The sequence below is a fragment of the Collinsella aerofaciens genome, assembly GCF_902501475.1.
GTDB classification, from domain to species: domain Bacteria; phylum Actinomycetota; class Coriobacteriia; order Coriobacteriales; family Coriobacteriaceae; genus Collinsella; species Collinsella aerofaciens_AL.
Window position 1 is genome coordinate 12,545 of sequence record NZ_CABWIF010000022.1, and the last position, 18,690, is coordinate 31,234.

15 protein-coding genes and 1 tRNA gene are annotated in these 18,690 nt (G+C 54.4%); 3 read left to right on the forward strand and 13 right to left on the reverse strand.

Annotated features, from left to right (window positions below; genetic code table 11):
• Positions 1 to 6: 6 nt before the first annotated feature.
• From GDJ93_RS05260 to GDJ93_RS05320, 13 genes are all read right to left on the reverse strand, one after another.
• Complete coding sequence (locus GDJ93_RS05260) at positions 7 to 399, reverse strand: ATP-grasp fold amidoligase family protein (protein ID WP_193221457.1); 393 nt, start codon at positions 397 to 399, stop codon at positions 7 to 9.
• Between the two features lie 28 nt (positions 400 to 427).
• The gene (locus GDJ93_RS05265) at positions 428 to 1,354 is read right to left on the reverse strand and encodes an ATP-grasp fold amidoligase family protein (RefSeq protein WP_226812484.1); all 927 of its coding nucleotides are present in this window, start codon (positions 1,352 to 1,354) and stop codon (positions 428 to 430) included.
• Positions 1,355 to 1,381: 27 nt separating this feature from the next.
• Entirely contained in the window at positions 1,382 to 2,464 is a 1,083-nt protein-coding gene (locus tag GDJ93_RS05270; RefSeq protein ID WP_152068011.1) for an EpsG family protein, read from the reverse strand.
• Positions 2,465 to 3,487: a glycosyltransferase gene (locus tag GDJ93_RS05275; RefSeq protein WP_193221458.1), complete on the reverse strand. Its 1,023-nt coding sequence runs from the start codon at positions 3,485 to 3,487 to the stop codon at positions 2,465 to 2,467. It abuts the gene before it with no gap.
• A gap of 100 nt (positions 3,488 to 3,587) precedes the next feature.
• Positions 3,588 to 4,670, reverse strand: a complete 1,083-nt coding sequence (locus tag GDJ93_RS05280) for a glycosyltransferase (RefSeq protein WP_152068013.1) — start codon at positions 4,668 to 4,670, stop codon at positions 3,588 to 3,590.
• Between the two features lie 25 nt (positions 4,671 to 4,695).
• Positions 4,696 to 5,445 carry a glycosyltransferase family 2 protein gene (locus tag GDJ93_RS05285; RefSeq protein ID WP_152068112.1) on the reverse strand — a complete coding sequence of 250 codons (750 nt, stop codon included), beginning with the start codon at positions 5,443 to 5,445 and terminating at the stop codon, positions 4,696 to 4,698.
• A gap of 38 nt (positions 5,446 to 5,483) precedes the next feature.
• The gene (locus tag GDJ93_RS05290; RefSeq protein ID WP_152068014.1) at positions 5,484 to 6,203 is read right to left on the reverse strand and encodes a sugar transferase; all 720 of its coding nucleotides are present in this window, start codon (positions 6,201 to 6,203) and stop codon (positions 5,484 to 5,486) included.
• Entirely contained in the window at positions 6,196 to 7,449 is a 1,254-nt protein-coding gene (locus GDJ93_RS05295) for a DegT/DnrJ/EryC1/StrS family aminotransferase (RefSeq protein ID WP_152068015.1), read from the reverse strand. The genes GDJ93_RS05290 and GDJ93_RS05295 overlap by 8 nt, the downstream gene beginning before the upstream one ends.
• 15 nt (positions 7,450 to 7,464) lie before the next feature.
• A complete protein-coding gene (locus GDJ93_RS05300; RefSeq protein WP_226812485.1) occupies positions 7,465 to 9,129 on the reverse strand; it encodes a polysaccharide biosynthesis protein in 1,665 nt (554 codons plus the stop codon).
• A 296-nt stretch (positions 9,130 to 9,425) separates the two neighbouring features.
• A complete protein-coding gene (loaP, locus tag GDJ93_RS05305) occupies positions 9,426 to 9,971 on the reverse strand; it encodes an antiterminator LoaP (protein ID WP_226812486.1) in 546 nt (181 codons plus the stop codon).
• A gap of 772 nt (positions 9,972 to 10,743) precedes the next feature.
• Positions 10,744 to 10,819 (reverse strand) — tRNA-Ala (locus GDJ93_RS05310).
• 160 nt (positions 10,820 to 10,979) lie between these two features.
• Complete coding sequence (locus GDJ93_RS05315) at positions 10,980 to 11,621, reverse strand: thiamine diphosphokinase (RefSeq protein ID WP_152068017.1); 642 nt, start codon at positions 11,619 to 11,621, stop codon at positions 10,980 to 10,982.
• 9 nt (positions 11,622 to 11,630) lie between these two features.
• Positions 11,631 to 12,320, reverse strand: coding sequence for an HAD family hydrolase (locus GDJ93_RS05320; protein ID WP_152068018.1), 690 nt, complete (start codon positions 12,318 to 12,320; stop codon positions 11,631 to 11,633).
• Between the two features lie 331 nt (positions 12,321 to 12,651).
• Here GDJ93_RS05320 and glgB point away from each other — a divergent pair, with 331 nt between their 5' ends.
• The 3 genes from glgB (at position 12,652) to GDJ93_RS05335 (ending at position 18,690) form a co-directional block, all read left to right on the forward strand.
• Positions 12,652 to 14,913, forward strand: a complete 2,262-nt coding sequence (gene glgB, locus GDJ93_RS05325) for a 1,4-alpha-glucan branching protein GlgB (RefSeq protein WP_152068114.1) — start codon at positions 12,652 to 12,654, stop codon at positions 14,911 to 14,913.
• Between the two features lie 94 nt (positions 14,914 to 15,007).
• Positions 15,008 to 17,434, forward strand: coding sequence for a glycogen/starch/alpha-glucan phosphorylase (locus GDJ93_RS05330; protein ID WP_152068019.1), 2,427 nt, complete (start codon positions 15,008 to 15,010; stop codon positions 17,432 to 17,434).
• Positions 17,435 to 17,541: 107 nt separating this feature from the next.
• The gene (locus GDJ93_RS05335; RefSeq protein WP_055310616.1) at positions 17,542 to 18,690 is read left to right on the forward strand and encodes a glucose-1-phosphate adenylyltransferase; all 1,149 of its coding nucleotides are present in this window, start codon (positions 17,542 to 17,544) and stop codon (positions 18,688 to 18,690) included.

Sequence of the window (18,690 nt, forward strand, 5' to 3'; positions counted from 1 at the left end):
CTTCAATCATTTTTTCCCAAAAGCTAAGTCAAGATCAATAAAGGAACCAAGAAGAGAGTCGTCCGCATCATCTATAGCGCCGAACCCGCCATCGTTGAAAAGCGTAAGCTCGCCGAAGATGAGCCTATCCCCCGCTAAATACCAATCAGCGCGCATTTCTGGGAACCCTTCGGTAAGAACTGAGCTGTAATTGAGCATCTCGTTGAGTCTCGAAGGAGCAGGGATCTTATAATTGGACTTGGGTATGTCGCCCCATTCGAGATCAGGCAGGGAATCCCAACTTGGAGTGAAATAGTCGCACGTATGGTTGGAAAAACGCCCGCGATGAACTTCGATGAGCTTTGGTACGCCATTAAAACAGCTGACCTTATAGTCTGCAGGAGAGTTATCACGTTTCACAATGCCATGGACCCACAATATCGTTGTTTCATTTTGGAAGAACCCCCCCCCCGATACTATCGGGGAGTTGTATCCAGGAGCCGAGCTTTTCATCCCACAAGGAAGGGTCGAACTCCTCAAAACCACCGCCTGGGAAGAATGTCAGTTCTCCAAAGTAATACTGACCGGCAACCTCATAAAAGTCGGCCCGAACGAACGGAATCTCCTTTGATAGCAGCTCAGCGTCAGAAACCATTTGTTTCAAGCTTGCAGGTGCTTTCGGAGGAATGTCCGCGTTGGGATAATGCCTGGTAAACGGCAGATGGTTCCATTCGGGGTCGAAGAAATCAACGCGCAAGTCGCCCTCGGATCGATCGGTGCAAGTGAACTCGCAGCAGGCCTTTCCATCAAAACACATAATCTTGTAATCAGTCAGATCGCTTTTGCCCTCAGAAGGATCAAGATACTCCTCGGCGAAAACACATGGTTTGACATCCTTATACGGCCACTCTCGGGTACGCCAGAAGTAATTGGTCTTAAGGTGCTTCGCCAATTTCTTCTTCGCAGCATCGAGATCAAATGTGCTTCGGTCGCTGCAGATGGCAACGCCTCCGCAATCGTGATTTGTCTTGAGGACGAACCGGTCAGGAAGATCCGTGATATCGATATCCTCAACTTCCTCCCACATCGCGTAGGTCTTGGTGACATGCTCCACGCCGATACGCTCCGCGACCCAAGGTTTCACTCGATACTTATCCACTAGAGTGTTGTAAAGGGGGTTCTTATCATGCAATTTAAGCCACTGAAGCTTTTCATTGAATGTCTTTGGATTTTTAAGATCGAGCTTTTCACCAACCGTCCCCCTAAACATTGCCTTTAGATGGGGCTCATCGGGGACCCAATTGGTGAGCCCATATCCAGCAGCAAAAACGTATGCTATCCAAGGGTTATTAATAAACTTTGAAAGCTTGTTCACTTGAAACTCCTGAATTACAGTGGATGACTAAATTAAAGTTGCCATACTGTTGGCAAATAAAGCGATTGAGATAGGTACTACGAAATAAAAACTCAGCACTCGTCCATGTCTGCCAAAACAATGCATCATCAAATAAGGAATAAGAATGGCTAAGAAAATAGAATAATAAGAGAGAACTCGTCCCATGATGACCATTGAATATGATGCAGCCTGGAGACACAGCGCTAGACTCAGCGCAAAAATAGAGACTTTCACCATTTGAGGACTTTTTTCGAAATCATTCGTATCCCGAAGCGCGAAAAGAACAACAACCGCCACAAATAAGAGAATGACAAGCATGCTAAAGCTTCCGCCTTCAACATCATATTTTGAACCAACAAAATGAGCATACTGCGGAAAAATCTTTACAGCCACCATTGCCAAAGCGCGCCCAAGAGCAAGGAAGAGAAAGGAGACAGGAATCGCAATCTTAAGTAAGTGCATTACATCTATTTTTTTGTAAAACCAGAGAAGAGCGAAGCATATTGATGATGAATGGAAGGCCATGGCAAGAACTATGGTGAGAACAAATGGAATTGGTTTATTAGAGTCGATCCAACGAGTTGAAAATAAACAAATCGAAAGAGCAATCATCTGGCGGTAAACGCCTAGGCTATATGCAAAGAGGCTTAAAGCGCAGTAGATGAGAAAGCTGACATAGGGAGATTCGCTATAGCGTATAAAAAAATCAAATACCAGTGGATAAATCAAAATACCGATAATAAAAAAGAATGCATGGTCAGATAAATAGAAATGAGCGCAAATTTTCGTAAGCAGGAAGTAAAGCGGTTCATAATCGTATGGCCATACGAGCTTAGCGGTAAACACCTCACCCCACGAGATGCCCGCATAGTAATGTAAGGATCCGAGGTAATTTGGATTATCCGCTCCGACTGTAATATCGCGGACAGCCACGAAACAGATAAGGGCGACGCAAAGGCAGACGGCGTACGGCGTCCAGTTAACATCCTTTAGCCCATCGCTCTTTCGGATATCTCCGCCCTCGCAAACCCCCCTATAGATAAGGGCAACGATTCCAGCAATGATGATAAAGGTTAAATATGGAATCATTTACTGTAACTCCCGAGCGTTATCGTCGGTTCCATAGACCAGGGTAACGAATCGCTTGACTTCTTCATTGATGTCATAACCGGCATCTGCCATCTGATTTCGTTTATCAACCCTTGCTGCTTCGCCAGCACACAACACCGAATTAACCCAAAGATCAGTATCAGTAAAGGGCAGGAACGCAACATCGCCTGTGACATTTACTTCTCTCGTTACCGTGTCAGAAACGACGCAATGAAGGCCTGCGGCCTGAGCTTCAATTACGACATTTGGCATGCCCTCATATAATGATGGCAGAACGAAAACATCGAATGCAGACAATAAAGCCGGGATATCAGAGCGCAGGCCAGTAAAAATGATATTAGAAAGTACTCCCAAAACTTTTGCTTTCTCACGAATATTGTGCTCAAGCTCACCCATGCCCACCAACACGAGACGGGCGTCAGATCTTTGTTTTAGTAATTCAGCAAATACTTTAAGGAGGAATTCATGGTTCTTCTGAGCAGTAAAGCGCCCAACATGTCCAACAACAAGAGAATTGTCGTTTAAACCGAGTTCATTGCGAATTGACCTACGCATTTCAAGAGAAAACTGATATTGATTAAGATCAAGAGCATTGTGAAGATATCGAACTTCACCTCGCCTAATGGCTTTAGGACCAAAAGCATATTCGGCAGCAAGTTCAGAAGGTGCAATCTTTACATCTGCAATTGAGGTCAAAGGTCGGCGAATAGCTTTCTGAATAAACTGACCAATAACGCCCTTGCCGTCACTGGCGTTACTTGAACGCATAAAAAGTCGAGATGCACCCGCTTTCTTGGCAACCCAGAGATCTATTGCTGAAAGTGCATCCGATCCAATACGAAGCACGTTGGGGCATCCATCATCACGAACTGCAAGTGTGAGCTCGCGTCGGTAGGCAGAAAAATCTTTCGTTTTACGAGTGATTCTAAAAACTCTGCCTCCAAGGCGTTCGATTTCGTCTTCGTAATAGCCTCGCTTATCGCCGGAAACAACAAAGTCCATCTGATAACGCGTTCGATCTAGCTGTCGATACATCTTCATTAAGAATGTTTCAGCACCACCTGTGTCCATATTCGACACAATGCAGAGCAGTCGCTGAGGTTTATTGTTTGTGCACATCGAAATTGCTTTCAACAAGAAGCTTGAATGTCCTCAAGCCCGTTTCGTACGAGTAGTCGTGCCCCTTGTGAAGGCAAGATTTTTTCATTTCAAGCAGCTGCTTGGGCAGCCTGGGATTAAGTAGGATATCCAGCAACGCCTCACGATTGCAGAATTCATACGTCAAGCCCGTTTCGCCTTCTTTGACCATCTCGGCATAACTTGGCCATTGCGACGCAATTACGGGGATACCGGCACAGTAAGCATCGACCACGGTGCCTGGGACGCCTTCGCCCGGGTACCTCGTTGGAAAGGCCAATGCGAGGTACCCGTTAAGGACAGACGTGCTCTCTCCTGCAGGCGCTACGCCCTTGTAGGCAACTTCAGAGATGTCACAGCCGGCCATCAGTGAATCGAAGTGCTCCTTGTACTCGGGCAGCACATTTCCGTAAATATCGAGTTTGAAGGCGATACGACCAAGACGGCCGTTCGCCTCGCGAACGGCCCACACGACATCATCGATACCCTTGTCCTCATAGATACGGGAGAAAATTGCTAAAGGCCATGGCTCACTGGACGGCCGCTCAAGCTCGGAGGACTCCAGCAAAGGCAGACGCTTGTAGTTATATACAACAAGCACGTTGTCGAAGCCTTGCTCGATGAGCAGATCTTTAACTCGGTCGGACTCAACGAGTATCGCATCGAATGATTTGAGGTTCTTAGTGAGGAAAGACTGTCCAGCGATAAACTCGGCGAGCCACCCACCGACAACCGAGTACACGGCTTTGCAGCCATATCGATTTCGCAGGAAAACGAGCAACGGTGCGAAGACCTTCACCCCGTTGTGCGCCGGGAGCATAACGAGGACGTCCGCGAACTTCGCGAGCTCGATACATTCGCGCAGAAGGGCAAAGGGATGCTTCTGCCATCCACGTGTGTCGACAAAGCGGACATTCTCATTCCCGCAGACATCGCGTAGCAGCTCACGGACCGTACGAGTCTTCACGATCTGGCCGTCCGCCATGTCAAGCCCCTCGGCGAAGTGACCGATAATGCCCACCCTTTTTATGTGTCTAATCATTTCCATCTATAGAAAGCCTTGCCTCGCATGTTCAGTCACAGTTGTTAACGTACTTCATCTTCTTGTACGCACCAAAAACCAGATTTATGAATGTTCTCCAGCAAGCGAGCGAAGCGCACATGCCCTCGCCCTCGTGCCAAAGTACGTAGAGATGAGCGACCTGGCCCCTAAATCCAACGCCGTGCGAAACGGATGAGGTTCTCACCCGATATCGCCCGAGAACCTCGGGCAGCAGCAGACAGTCCGCATTGGCAGAAACCTTCAGCCACATGGCGTAGTCGTTGTGCTTCTTCAGGTCCGCAATCTGCACCACGCCAATCTTCCGCCTGTCGTACATCACGGTCAGGCAACCCGGCCAGCAGAAGCGGCGCATGCCAGCGCGCGTTATGCGCTTCGGACCCGAGTAGCGACGCCCCAGAGATCTTCCGCCCTCGTCAATCGTCTCATACTCCGTGTACGAGAAGCTGCAGCCGTTTTTGCTCATGAACGCCAGTTGCTTCTTGAGCTTCTCCGGCTTCCAAAGGTCATCGCTGTCCAGAAAGGCAATCCAATCGCCCTTAGCCTCTCGAAGCGCGCGGTTACGCGAGCACGCTGCGCCCGAATTGAGCTCATTTGAGAAAACGTGGATTCGCGGGTCATCCTTGGCTATAGCCTCGGCGATGGCGACGGTACCGTCCTTAGAGCAGTCGTCAACGACTAGCAACTCCCAATCGCCATATGTCTGCAACTGCACGCTTTTTATACTCTCCGCGATAAAGCGTTCAGAGTTGTACGATGGCATCACGATGGATACAAGGCCGAACGCATTGACGCCTTCGCTCACAGGATCACGACCGTTTCGTCCAATAATTTCTTTGCCTGCGCTTGCAGGTCGTCGTACTTCTCACGCGTCACGTGCTTCATAGCGAGCAAGTAATCGCCGTAATCGGCGGCGGTAGCCATTCCGTCCTCGGTAATGCCCTCCTGTTTCACGAAGGCTTTGGCAAGGGTCTTGAAGAAAATGGCGACATCACCCGCGAACGTGATGTGCTCGATATAGTCCAGGTCGTAGGCTAGCTTGTCATCCCAGGCAATTGCATTGCGCCCGTTCACCTGAGCAAGACCAGAAAGGCCGGGGCGCACACAATGGCGCCGGCGCTGTTCTGGTGTCATAAATACCATATCGCGAACCAGCTGAGGCCTCGGTCCGATGATGGCCATCTCTCCAAGTACGATATTGAACACCTCTGGCAGCTCGTCTAGACTTGTCGCACGCAATGCCTTGCCAAACTTTGTCAGACGCATCTCGTCAGGCAAAAGATTGCCGTTTTCATCACGCTCGTCGGTCATCGAACGAAACTTATAAAGGTTAAAGATTTTCTCGTCCTTACCCGGACGTGGTTGCCTGAACAGCACTGGACTACCGAGCTTGAATCGCACCAGCAGAGCGACAATAGCCAGTACCCACCAGAATAAAATCAAAAGTATGAGTGAAAGGCAAAGATCTATTGCTCGCTTACCATATCGCTGATAGAACGTCTCGTTACCAAGTCTACTCAAAACAACGCCTAATCACTTCGATGATTACGTCCTGCTGCTCGGGAGTCATCTTGTTGTCGGAGGGTAGGCAGAGACCACGATGGAAGATGTCGGCGCCAACATCCAAAGGCAAGCCATCTGCACCCGTTGCACCGCCGGAAATATACGCATTGGTCTTAGCTCGGCCATTGCCCTCGCGAGTCACGAAAGCATTCATGCGATAAATAGGCTGCATGTGCATGGGCTTCCAAATGGGGCGGCCCTCGGCATTGATGGCGGCAATGGCCTCAAGAATTTCGGTGGGGCAGCTTTTTCCGGGCTCGCTTACGTAAAGAGCCTCACTTTCGCCACGAACCTGCTTACACATCGCGTTGGCATCAATCAGCATGCAGGAAAGCCAAAAATTCGGCTCGCAAACGCTGGGATTATAGGGGTTCATGCTTACCGGCAGACCCTTGAAGCCCTCTTTGTAACGCATGTAAATAGCCTTCTTTTGGGCAATATGCTCCTCCAGATACGGAATCTGGCCACGCACGACACCGGCAATTACATTGCTCATGCGATAGTTATAGCCAAGCTCCTCATGCTGGTACCAGGGAGCGGCTTCGCGTGACTGGGTCGACCATTTGCGAGTTTTATTAGCTGCCTCTTTGCTATCAGTTAAAAGCATGCCACCAGCGGAACCGGTAATGATCTTATTGCCGTTAAAGCTAATGGCGCTGATGTCACCAAACGTACCAGTCTGACGACCCTTATACGTGGCGCCAAGTGACTCAGCAGCATCCTCAACAAGGACAGCCCCGTGCGCATCGCAAATTGAACGAAGCTCTTCGACTTTGCCAGGCGTTCCGTAAAGATGCGCCGCCACAACGACCTTTGCAGTCGGATGCAGTTCGAAGGCCTTTTCAAGAGCGACGGGATCCATATTCCAAGTGTCACGCTCGGTATCGATAAATACAGGAACACCGCCCTCGTAAACAACTGGGTTCACCGTAGCGTCGAACGTCATATCGCTGCAAAGGACCTCATCACCGGGCTTAATTCCAGCGAGCTTCATGGCAAGATGCAGCGCAGAAGTACCGCAAGAAAGGGCAACGGCATAGCCGCAACCAATCTTTTCGGCCATCTGGCGTTCGACTTCGTTGATATTCTCCCCTACCGTCGACATCCAGTTGGTCTCATATGCCTCGGTAATGTATTTGAGCTCTTCGCCGTGCATGGTCGGCGAGCTTAGCCATACCTTTTTCTCAAAGGGCTTGATATCCATCGTGACTCCTTATCCCTAATCGTTAAACTGTGGATGATATGTAGGTACAACCTCAGCGAGCACAGACTTAACCGTGTCGTTTTCCTTGTCGAGGCAGTCTTGAAGCTTCTCGAGCTTGTCTTTGATCTCTTCCATCTTGTCGGCCTCGGCTGTGGAAATGCGAATCTCGGAATGCTCGGTAGGCAGGAGCTGCTCGTTGTCCATAAGGAGCTCCTCATACATCTTTTCGCCAGGACGTAGGCCGACTTCTTTGATCTGGATATCTTTGCCAGGCTTAAGACCGCTCAGCGTAATAAGGTTGATGGCAAGGTCATAAATCTTGACCGGCTCACCCATGTCCAGTACAAAAATCTCGCCACCATGCGCCAAAGCGCCTGCAGTTATGACAAGCTTGCTGGCCTCCGGGATGGTCATGAAGTAACGAGTGATGTCCTTGTGCGTAATGGTGATAGGGCCACCCTCACGAAGCTGGCGCTTAAACAGCGGGATGACCGATCCGTGACTACCCAGAACATTGCCAAAGCGAACAGCCGTAAAGATGGTCTTGCTGTTTGCCGCGTAATACTGAACGATCATCTCGTCCATACGCTTGGTGGCGCCCATTACATTTGTTGGATTAACGGCCTTATCGGTAGAAATCTGCACGTAGTGGCTGCACTGGAACTTGTCGGCAAGACGTACGACGTTGAGCGTGCCAAAAACGTTATTCTCGATTGCCTCGCGGGCGTTGTGTTCCATAAGGGGAACGTGCTTGTGGGCTGCCGCGTGGAAAACAACTTGAGGATGGTACTTCTCAAAAACCTTGGTAATCGCTGGGAGATGCGTAATGGAGCCGATATAGACTTGAATATCAGTGCCTTGATCATGAGCGGTCTTGATGATGTCGTGATACAGCTCGTAGGTAGTGTTCTCGTAAATGTCGAACAACACGATTTGCGCAGGCTTAGCCGGAAGCAGCTGGCGTACAAGCTCTGAGCCAATAGATCCGCCGCCGCCCGTGACTAAAATGCGCTTACCGGTAACGTAACCCATCTGGTTAAGATCAAGCGACTTCTCCTCGCGAGAAAGCAAGTCGCTGATCTCGACCTCACGAAGGGCAACCCTGCCTACACCATCCTGCGGAATATCGCGGACATTGGGGAGCGTAAGGACCCTAAGACCCGTCTTCATGCACAGGTCATAGATACGCTGACGCTCTTCATGCGTGGCGCTCGGAATTGCCACGACAATCTGCTCCGCTTCACAATCGTGCGCAATAGTAGGGATATCGGCGCAAGTACCGCAGACCTTTACGTCATGAATACGCTGGTTTTGCTTATTGGGGTCATCGTCAACAACGGCAACCGGATCACCGATCATATCAGGGTCTCCGTTGAGCATACGTTTGATGGAGAGAGAGCCGGTCTCCCCTGCTCCTACGATGAGCGTACGCGGGAGATGCGCATCGGAATTGCTTTTAAAGCGCCAGAGCTGGCTACCATATATTGCACGTATGGCAAAACGGCCGCCACCGCAAATAATGAGGACGACAGCCCATGCCATAACGTCCTCACGAAGGGTCATGCCCTTGCCAAATAACACGTTAAAGATAACATCGCCAATAACTGAGCTTACCGTTACAGCAGCAACAATACGTCCAGCCTCGGAAATGCTTGCATAGCGCCACAAGCTGCTATACATATGGAAGAACCAAAAGACGACAACGTTAACAAGCGCAAGAACAAGAATAGCCGGACATGCACCGGCTGCCCCGCTGAGCGTCGCCCAATGCTGCGTTCCCCATGATGCGACAAACACGGCAATAAAAGTTGCCACAATGTCATATGCCATCAACGCATACGGTTCAAACGCACTCAGCTTCCCTTTTTGCTTTGCGCTCTTAGATTTGGTGTTCAAAATAAGTTCTTCTCTTCCCTATTGATCCCGTTATCCCCGCCTCGGGGATCCCCCTTGCTCCGTTAAACAGCCGCCAGCAGCTAGGCAATCGCCTTTTTAAGGTTTCGCATTACGCGCTGCTCAGCCGAAAGCACGGCAAGGCCAACGCGCGTAGTTACGCGTCGGCCGCACAGATCGAGCTCCAAATAAGCAGTGCTCTTGCGTCTGTTAATGTTTTTGATGAGGCCCTCGTGGCCCAGCAACGGACCTGCCGTCACTACAACCTGGTCGCCGTCTTTTAGTGCCTCGCTCATGGGCACTACGCGGTCTCCCTTATGCGTAAAGCCGCCAATAAGCTGGACCTCTTCTTTTGCCAACGGCACAAACTGACCGTCCTGGGCAAGCACCCGGGCAAAGTCGTCCATACGCAGCAGATACTGTTGCACGGTGCGGGGATCTGCCGTATCGCAGATAAGGTAACCGGGAAAGAGCGGCTTGGTCGTATCGACCCATTCGCCGCGCATCTTGATCTCGGTCTGAAATTGGGGATAAAAGAGCTCCTGCATGGCACCAGCCGGCACCATACGCTCGATGCGCTCGCGCATTACGTCTTCGCGGCCGTTAATGACCTGGATCACATACCACACGAGCACCACCCCCTTGCTGTCTTACGTGTGGCTCACGGGGTTTGGGTATGGCTTCGCCAGGGCGCTTGTGCGCGAAGGCGCTCCATATTCAAACCCTGAGCCCAGTCAGACAAGCACGTGGCTCTGCCCCACCGTGAACGGTATGTATGAGTGCAGTTGCTAGAGACGCGGACGTGTATCGCAAAAATGACCGCGACTCCAGCTGGCTGCGTGCGAACCAGTGAAGCGGGGACAAAACTGGACCGCACGCAAACAGCTGCAAAACTGTTTCGCATTGGCATACAAGCTATTAATTGCACCATGGAATTACCCAAAGCAAATAAATAACGTCGCATGACTTCTTTATTGGAGCTCGTGGTGTTTCGGACACCGCCGTTACGGCCGGATGCTGATCGACCCTGCGCTTTGTGACTTGCTGAAGCCGTGAGCACAGTTGAACTCATGTAACGTTAGGTATCCTAGCACAAACTGTTAGCGAAACTGATTTGGGCTGCGTTGGACAGCATATCGTTCATTTGACGTGCTTAAGGGGGCTGTTTTGGGATGTTGTTCACGTTGGCGCAGGTTATTGGGGTGCTGGCGTTTATTGGGAGCGTTCCTGAAGCCCAAATGGAGCAGCAAGCTGCACTGGTAATTGCGTTTGACTAACAAACTATGTACAGACAAGGGGAATAAATTGTGCAACTTTTTGTTGGCGTGGTTGGTATTTGTGGCGTGTGGTGTTTTGGCATAAAAAAGGCCTTCGGGATTCCGAAAGCCTTTACATTCACGATGGTGGAGACGAGGGGGATCGAACCCCTGACCTCTTGACTGCCAGTCAAGCGCTCTCCCAGCTGAGCTACGCCCCCGTGACACGGTAGTACTATAGGGGAAGACTTTCTTTGATGCAAGGACTTTTTTGGGGTTGAATCTCTTACTTACGGGTTTTCCTGGGACGGGGCAGAAATAATCACTCTTCGAGCGCTTATTTCTATCCACCGTCCCGATAAAACCCTGATGCGATAGACCTTACTTGTAGAGGTAGGCGATGGCGGTGCCGGTGTGGACTTGGATTGTGGCTGTTGACTTGACGACGTTGCTGATGCCCGTGTCGGCTAGCAGGGCTAAGGGGCTGTGGTCTAGTTCCCATTCTAGGCATTGTTCACTTATCTCTGTGTTGGGAGCGATGGCGATGATGGAGAAAGTTTTGCCCTCGGCGCCCTCGATGGTCCAGGTCTCGTCCTGGTGCAGGATTCTGGCCGTGACTTCGTCTTCTTCGATCCAGACGGGGGCGTCCGCATAGCCTGCCAGTAGCCCTAACACAGACAGGGCCATTTCCGGGCGACCACCGGTGGCGCAGGTCGCAACCACTTCGGCACCCGGCCAGCGACGGCGGACGGAATCGAGCGCCAGCGCCAGGTCTGTATAGTCCTTGTAGGGGTCGTGGCGCTCTACCTCAAAGGCTTCGGCGGCATCGACCAGAGCGCGTCCCTCATCGCTAACGGTATCGGCATCGCCCACGTAGACGTCGCAGCACAGTCCGGCGCCCAGCAGCGCGTCGAGCCCACGGTCCACGGCGGCAACGTGGTCGCACTCTCCCGCCAGCTGGCGAAGCAGATCCGCGCTCGCCACCACCGGCGAGCCGCAAACCACTAATACTTTGCAAGCCACGGCACTCGCCTAGCCCTCAAACGAAAGCACGCGGGCCAGTTCAAGGTCCCCATAGCTGTCGATAAAAATGTCGCAGTTGGTACGCACCTCGTCGCGCTCCATGCGTCCGTGTGGGTCATAGACGCCCACGCGCTTAAAGCCTGCAGCGCCAGAGCTCTTAAGGCCAAAGACCGCGTCCTCAAACACCCACGCGCGCTCAAACTTGCACCCATGGCGCTCCTCCAGGCGGCGCAGCGCCAGCTCGTACACATCGGGGAACTGCTTGGAGCGTCCTGCCTCACCCGTCGTGGTAACAAACTCCATGTAAGCGTCGAGCCCCGCACCTGCGAGCGCAGACTGCACCAGCTCGGCCGGAGTGGACGTAGCCACGCACATGGCAATACCCGCCGCCTTCGCCTGCTCCAAAAATGCCAGGAGCCCGTCGCGCGGCGGCACCTTGGAGTAGCCATCGATCAGGATGTCGCTCAGCTCACGGTAGAGCTCCTCACCATTTGCGCCAATGCCCCAGGTGTCGTGGTAGGCCTGGCACTCATCCTCCAACGACAAATGCTCAAACTGGGCAAAATCGTCGACCGTCACGTCAATCCCGTGACGGTGCAATAACTCAGGCTGGGCATAGGCCCATACGGGGGTGCTATTTACCAGCGTGCCATCGCAATCAAAAATAAAAGCAACCTTGGGAGCGGCGGTACGGGACATAAACGAACCTTTCGATATCAAATGGTAAACATCCTGCTAAAAACGTTTTACCAAACGTCAGCCAAACAATTTTGAAACCCAAATTGGTAAAACTGTCAAGAGTTTTACCACGTCAAATCTGCCAGTGGTATAAACATGTCGCTTACCGATTAAACGCCCGCGCAAATCCGCTTTCGTCCATAAAACTAACGCACAGGTGTTATCGTAGTTTCTGCCGAAAGTTCCACCGAGCACGCGAGGTGGAACGAATCACAGAAACTTCGCCGTCCCTTCGATTCGTGCAGCCTTGGACCTTTCGCATCTAGTCACCAAGGCAACACGCTGCCGCGTCATGATGGGATCAAACGTGAGCGATACAAAGCTAAAGCCAACGGCTAAAAAGCCCGCAACCCGCAAACCGGCTCCGCACGCACCGGAGCTCACCAAGGACGATGTCTATCTGTTTGGCATCGGCACGTGGGAGCGCAGCTGGGAAAAGATGGGCGCGCATCCCGACACGCAGCAGCGCACGCGCGGTTGGCGCTTTTGCGTTTGGGCGCCCGACGTAAAGAGCGTCCATGTCATTGGCGAATTTAACGACTGGGATGAACAAGCCAACCCGCTGGTGCCCGTACATACGAGCGCTATTTGGGAAGGCTTTATTCCCGGTGCCGAGCAGGGCCAGCTCTATAAGTACCTTATCGAGACCAACGAGGGCGAAAAGCTCTACAAGGCCGATCCGTATGCCTTTAAGGCCGAGTGCCCTCCGGGTACCGCCAGCGTGCTGTGGACCCTCGATGGCTATAAGTGGAACGACGCCGCATGGCTCAAGCGCCGCGCCGGCCACAACCACATGTCGCAGCCGCTCAACATCTACGAGGTGCATATTGGCTCGTGGAAGCGACACGGCGACGCGCCGCAGGGCGAGCCGGACGAGTACGGCAACTACCCTGGTCCCATGGATCCCTTCCCCGCGCAGCGCGGCGAGTTCTACACCTACGACGACCTGTCGGTGGAGCTCGTGGACTACGTGCGCGATATGGGCTACACGCATATCGAGGTCATGCCGCTTATGGAGCATCCCTTCGATGGCTCCTGGGGCTACCAGACGACCGGCTACTATGCCGCCACGTCGCGCTACGGCAACCCGCAGCAGCTCATGCACTTTATCGATGCGTGCCACGAGGCGGGCATCGGCGTGATCATGGACTGGGTACCCGGCGGTTTTTGCGCCGACTCCCACGGCCTTGCCACCTTTAACGGGCACATGCTGTTTGAGCACGAGATTCACCCCAACTGGGGCACGCACAAGTTCGACTTCGCCCGCGGCGAGGTCCGCTCCTTCCTGGTTTCTAACGTGCTGTATTGGCTCGAGAACTTCCACGTTGACGGCATTCGCATGGACGGCGTGTCCAGCATGCTGTACCTCAACTTTGGCATCGACGATCCCGGCCAAAAGAAGTTCAACAAGTACGGAACCGAGGAGGACCTGGACGCCAGCGCGTTTATCCGCCAGGTCAACTGCGCCGTGGAGGCTCACTTCCCTGACGTGATGATGATGGCCGAGGAGTCCACCGCGTGGCCGCTCGTGACCTACCCGCCGCAGGACGGCGGCCTGGGCTTCCACTACAAGTGGGATATGGGCTGGATGAACGACACCCTGCACTACATGCAAACCGATTTTCCGTGGCGCCCCGGCAACCACGGCCTGCTTACGTTCTCCATCATGTACGCCTTTACCGAGAACTTTATTTGCCCACTCAGCCACGATGAGGTCGTGCACGGCAAGTGCTCGCTGATCGGCCGCATGCCGGGCGACTGGTGGCGCCAGTTTGCCGGTCTGCGCACGCTAGCCTTCTACCAGATGACGCACCCCGGTGCCAAGCTCAACTTTATGGGCAACGAGATCGGCCAGTTTATTGAGTGGCGCTACTACGAGTCCATCCAGTGGTTCCTGACCGAGGAGTACGAGACCCACCGTCATCATCAGGCGTTTATCAAGGCGCTCAACCACCTGTACACCGCCGAGCCCGCCCTGTACGAGCGCGGCTACACCGACGACGGCTTTACCTGGATTGATGCGGATAATTCCAAGCAGTCCATCGTGAGCTTTGTGCGCCAGGGTGAGGACGTCGATGACGACCTGGTGATCCTGATTAACTTTGACCCGGCGAGCTACGAGAGCTTCCGCGTGGGCGTGCCGCGCGAGGGTGACTGGGAGGTCATCTTCGATTCCGACCGTCCCGAGTTTGGCGGCAGCGGCTATGCCGGCGAGGAGCCCTACACCTGCTCGAGCGAGCCCTATCCCTGGAACGGGCAGATGGACTCCATCGAGATCAAGGTGCCCGGTCTGGCAGGCGTGGTGCTTAAGCGCCGCGGTCCCAGCAGCTACAAGCCGCCCGTGGTCGAGGAGCCCAAGAAGGCGACACGTAAGCGTGCGTCTTCGGTGAAGCCCAAGGTCGCGGCTGCTAAGAAGGCTCCGGCTAAAACGAAGGCTGCCAAGCCCGCTGCCAAGGCTTCGGCCAAGTCCACCACGGCCAAGAAGGCAGCCACCAAAAAGGCTGCTCCCAAGGCCAAGGCAGCTGCTGTTAAGGCTCCTGCCAAGAAAGCGTAACAAAGGTGTTACCACTGTAATTACCCGCCCCGCGGGGGCGTAGGATACAAGTCATAACCGTTCCGGGAGAAACATCCCCGGGGGAAAGGAACGTATGAATAAGATCTTCGACAACAAGCAGGAGTTTACCGAGCTCTATCGCGATGCCGTCATGAGCATCAGTGGCAAGAGCATCGAGGCCGCCAGCGACCTCGATCGCTTTAACGCCCTGGCCAAGCTCGTGGCCGAGAAGGCACGCACCGTTGCCACCAAGAGTGACGCCCGTGCAGCCGCCGAGGGCAAAAAGCGCGTGTACTACTTCTCGATCGAGTTTTTGATCGGTCGCCTGCTCGACAACTACCTGCTCAACTTTGGCGTTCGCGACATGGTCGCCGAGGCACTCGACGACATGGGCTTTGACCTGTCTGTCATCGAGAATCAGGAGCCCGATCCGGCACTGGGCAACGGTGGCCTGGGCCGTCTGGCCGCATGCTTCCTGGATTCCATGGCAGCCGAGGGCATTGCCGGCTACGGCAACGGCATGCGCTACCGCTACGGCCTGTTTAAGCAGGAGATCGTCAACGGCAGCCAGGTCGAGGCCACAGACGAGTGGCTCACCCATGGCTATCCCTGGGAGGTCCGTCGTCAGGACAAGGCCGTGACCATTAAGTTCGGCGGCCGCGTCGAGGGCTTTGAGGAGAACGGCCGTACGTTCTACCGCACAGTGGACACGCAGGACATCCTGGCCGTCCCCTATGACATCCCCGTGGTGGGCTATGCCGGCGAGACCGTCAACAAGCTGCGCGTCTGGGCTGCCGAGCCGGTCGAGGAGCACTTCGATCTGGAGGCCTTCAACCGCGGCGACTACGCCCTGGCCGATGCCGAGCGAGCCGAGGCCGAGGCCATCAGCGCCATCCTCTATCCCAACGACGCCGGTGAGCACGGCCGTCTGCTGCGCCTGAAGCAGGAGTACCTGTTTGTCTCGGCCGGTATCTACAGCCTGCTCGACACCTTTGAGAAGGAGCACGGCGCGAACTGGGAGCTGCTGCCGCAGTTTGTGGCCATCCATACTAACGATACCCACCCCGCCATGTGTGGCCCCGAGCTCATGCGCATCCTCATCGACGAGAAGAAGCTCGAGTGGGACGACGCCTGGAACATCGTGACGCAGGTCGTGAGCTACACCAACCACACCATCCTGCCCGAGGCTCTGGAGAAGTGGCCCATCGGCACGTTCTCCAAGCTCCTCCCCCGCGTGTACCAGATCATCGACGAGATCAGCCGTCGTTGGCACGAGTCGTTCGACACCACGCAGGAGGGCTGGCAGGAGCGTCTGCGCCAGACCGCCATTCTGTGGGACGGCGAGATTCGCATGGCCAACCTGTCTGTGATCTGCAGCCACAGCGTCAACGGCGTGGCAAAGATTCACTCCGACATCATCAAGAACATCGTGCTCAAGGACTTCTATGCCCTGACGCCCGAAAAGTTCAACAACAAGACCAACGGCATCTCGCACCGTCGTTTCTTTGCCGAGGCCAACCCCACCTATGCCAAGCTCGTGACCGAGGCCATTGGCGACGGCTGGCTCAAGGACGCCTTTGAGCTGGAAAAGCTCAAGGAGTTCCAGAACGACACCGAGTTCCTGAAGGCCGTGGGTGCCTCCAAGCGAGCCAACAAGGAGCGTCTGGCCGCCTACGTTAAGGCCGAAACCGGTCTGGTCATTGACCCCAACACCGTCTTCGACGTTCAGGTAAAGCGCTTCCACGCCTACAAGCGCCAGCTCATGAACATCATGAAGGTGATGGACATCTACAACCGTCGCATCGCGGATCCCAACTTCCACGTGACGCCGACGACCTTCATCTTTAGCGGCAAGGCTGCGTCGAGCTACACCTTTGCCAAGGAGACCATCCGCCTCATTAACTCCGTGGCCGACGTCATCAACAACGACCCGCGCGTCAACGAGGTCATGAAGGTCTGCTTTATCCCCAACTTCCGCGTGAGCAACGCCCAGCTTATCTACCCTGCCGCCGAGATCTCGGAGCAGATCTCCACGGCCGGCAAGGAGGCTTCGGGCACGTCCAACATGAAGCTCATGATGAACGGCGCCATTACGCTGGGCACCCTCGACGGCGCCAACATCGAGATTGCCGACCTGGCTGGACGCGAGAACGAGGCCATCTTTGGCCTGACCGCCCCCGAGGTCGAGCAGCTCTGGGCATCCAACAGCTACTTTGCGTGGGATACCCTCAACGGCGACCGCGAGCGTCTGGGCCGCGTGATGGACGAGCTCAAGGACAACACCTTTGCGGGCCTTTCGGGCAACTTCGAGAGCATTTACAACGAGCTCATGAACAACAACGACCCCGACCTGGTCATGGCCGATTTCCGCAGCTACGTCGACGCATGGGAGAAGCTTACGGGCAGCTACGGCGACCAGGAGACCTGGAACCGTAAGGCGCTGCTCAACACCGCCTCGAGCGGCTGGTTCTCGAGCGACCGCACCATTCGCGAGTACCGCGACGAGATCTGGCACGCGTAAAGGCGCGCGAGTTCCCTTATGCCAGCACGGCATTACTCGACGGGCGCGCCCGAGCGCCGCGCCCGTCGCTAATGGGTTAGAAACATCGATGACAGAAGGAGAAATCGATGAGTAAGAAAGAATGCATCGCGATGCTCCTCGCAGGAGGACAGGGCAGCCGATTGGGGGCACTCACCCAAAAGATCGCCAAGCCGGCGGTTAGCTTTGGTGGTAAGTTCCGCATTATCGACTTCTCGCTTTCCAACTGCTCCAACTCGGGCATCGACACGGTGGGCGTTCTGACGCAGTACCGCCCCTACCTGCTGCATGCGTATGTGGGCTCCGGCGAGGCTTGGGATCTGGACAGCCGTGACGGCGGCGTGTCGATCCTGCCGCCGTACGAGACGCAGACCGGCGGCGCCTGGTATGCGGGCACGGCCGACGCCATTACGCAGAACCTCGACTACATCAAGGCCAACGACCCCAAGTACGTCCTAATTCTGTCTGGCGATCACCTGTATCGCATGGACTACCGCAAGATGCTCAAGACGCACATTGAGAACAACGCCGACCTCACGGTGAGCGTTATGCCCGTGCCGTGGGAGGAGGCCAGCCGTTTTGGCATCCTGACCACCGACCCCGAGGACGGCCGCATCACCAAGTTCACCGAGAAGCCCGATAAGCCCGATTCGAACCTCGCTTCCATGGGCATCTACATTTTCTCGGCCGACGTGCTGATCGAGGCGCTCGAGGAGGACGCTCTGGACCAGCGCTCGAGCCACGACTTTGGCAAGGACATCATCCCCAAGCTGCTCGGCGAGAACAAGCGCCTGTACAGCTACGAGTTCCACGGCTTTTGGAAGGACGTCGGCACCATCGCCAGCTTCCACGAGACCTCGATGGACCTGCTGGGCAACAACCCCGAGTTCGATCTGTTTGACAAGCACTTCCCCATCATGTCCAACATCACCACGCGTCCGCCGCACTACATTGGACCGGACGGTCGTCTGGACGACTGCCTGGTCTCCAACGGCTGCAAGATCTACGGCACCGCTCGCCACTCGATCCTTTCGACCGATGTCATCATCGAGGAGCGCGCCGTGGTCGAGGACTCCGTGCTGCTGCCGGGTGCGCACGTTAAGAGCGGCGCGCACATCTGCCGCGCTATTTTGGGCGAGAACTCCACGGTCGAAGAGGGCGTGAAGCTCGGCTCTGTCGATACCACCAAGGATACGGCCGTCGTTGGAAATGACGTCGTTATCGGGAAGGGGGAATGA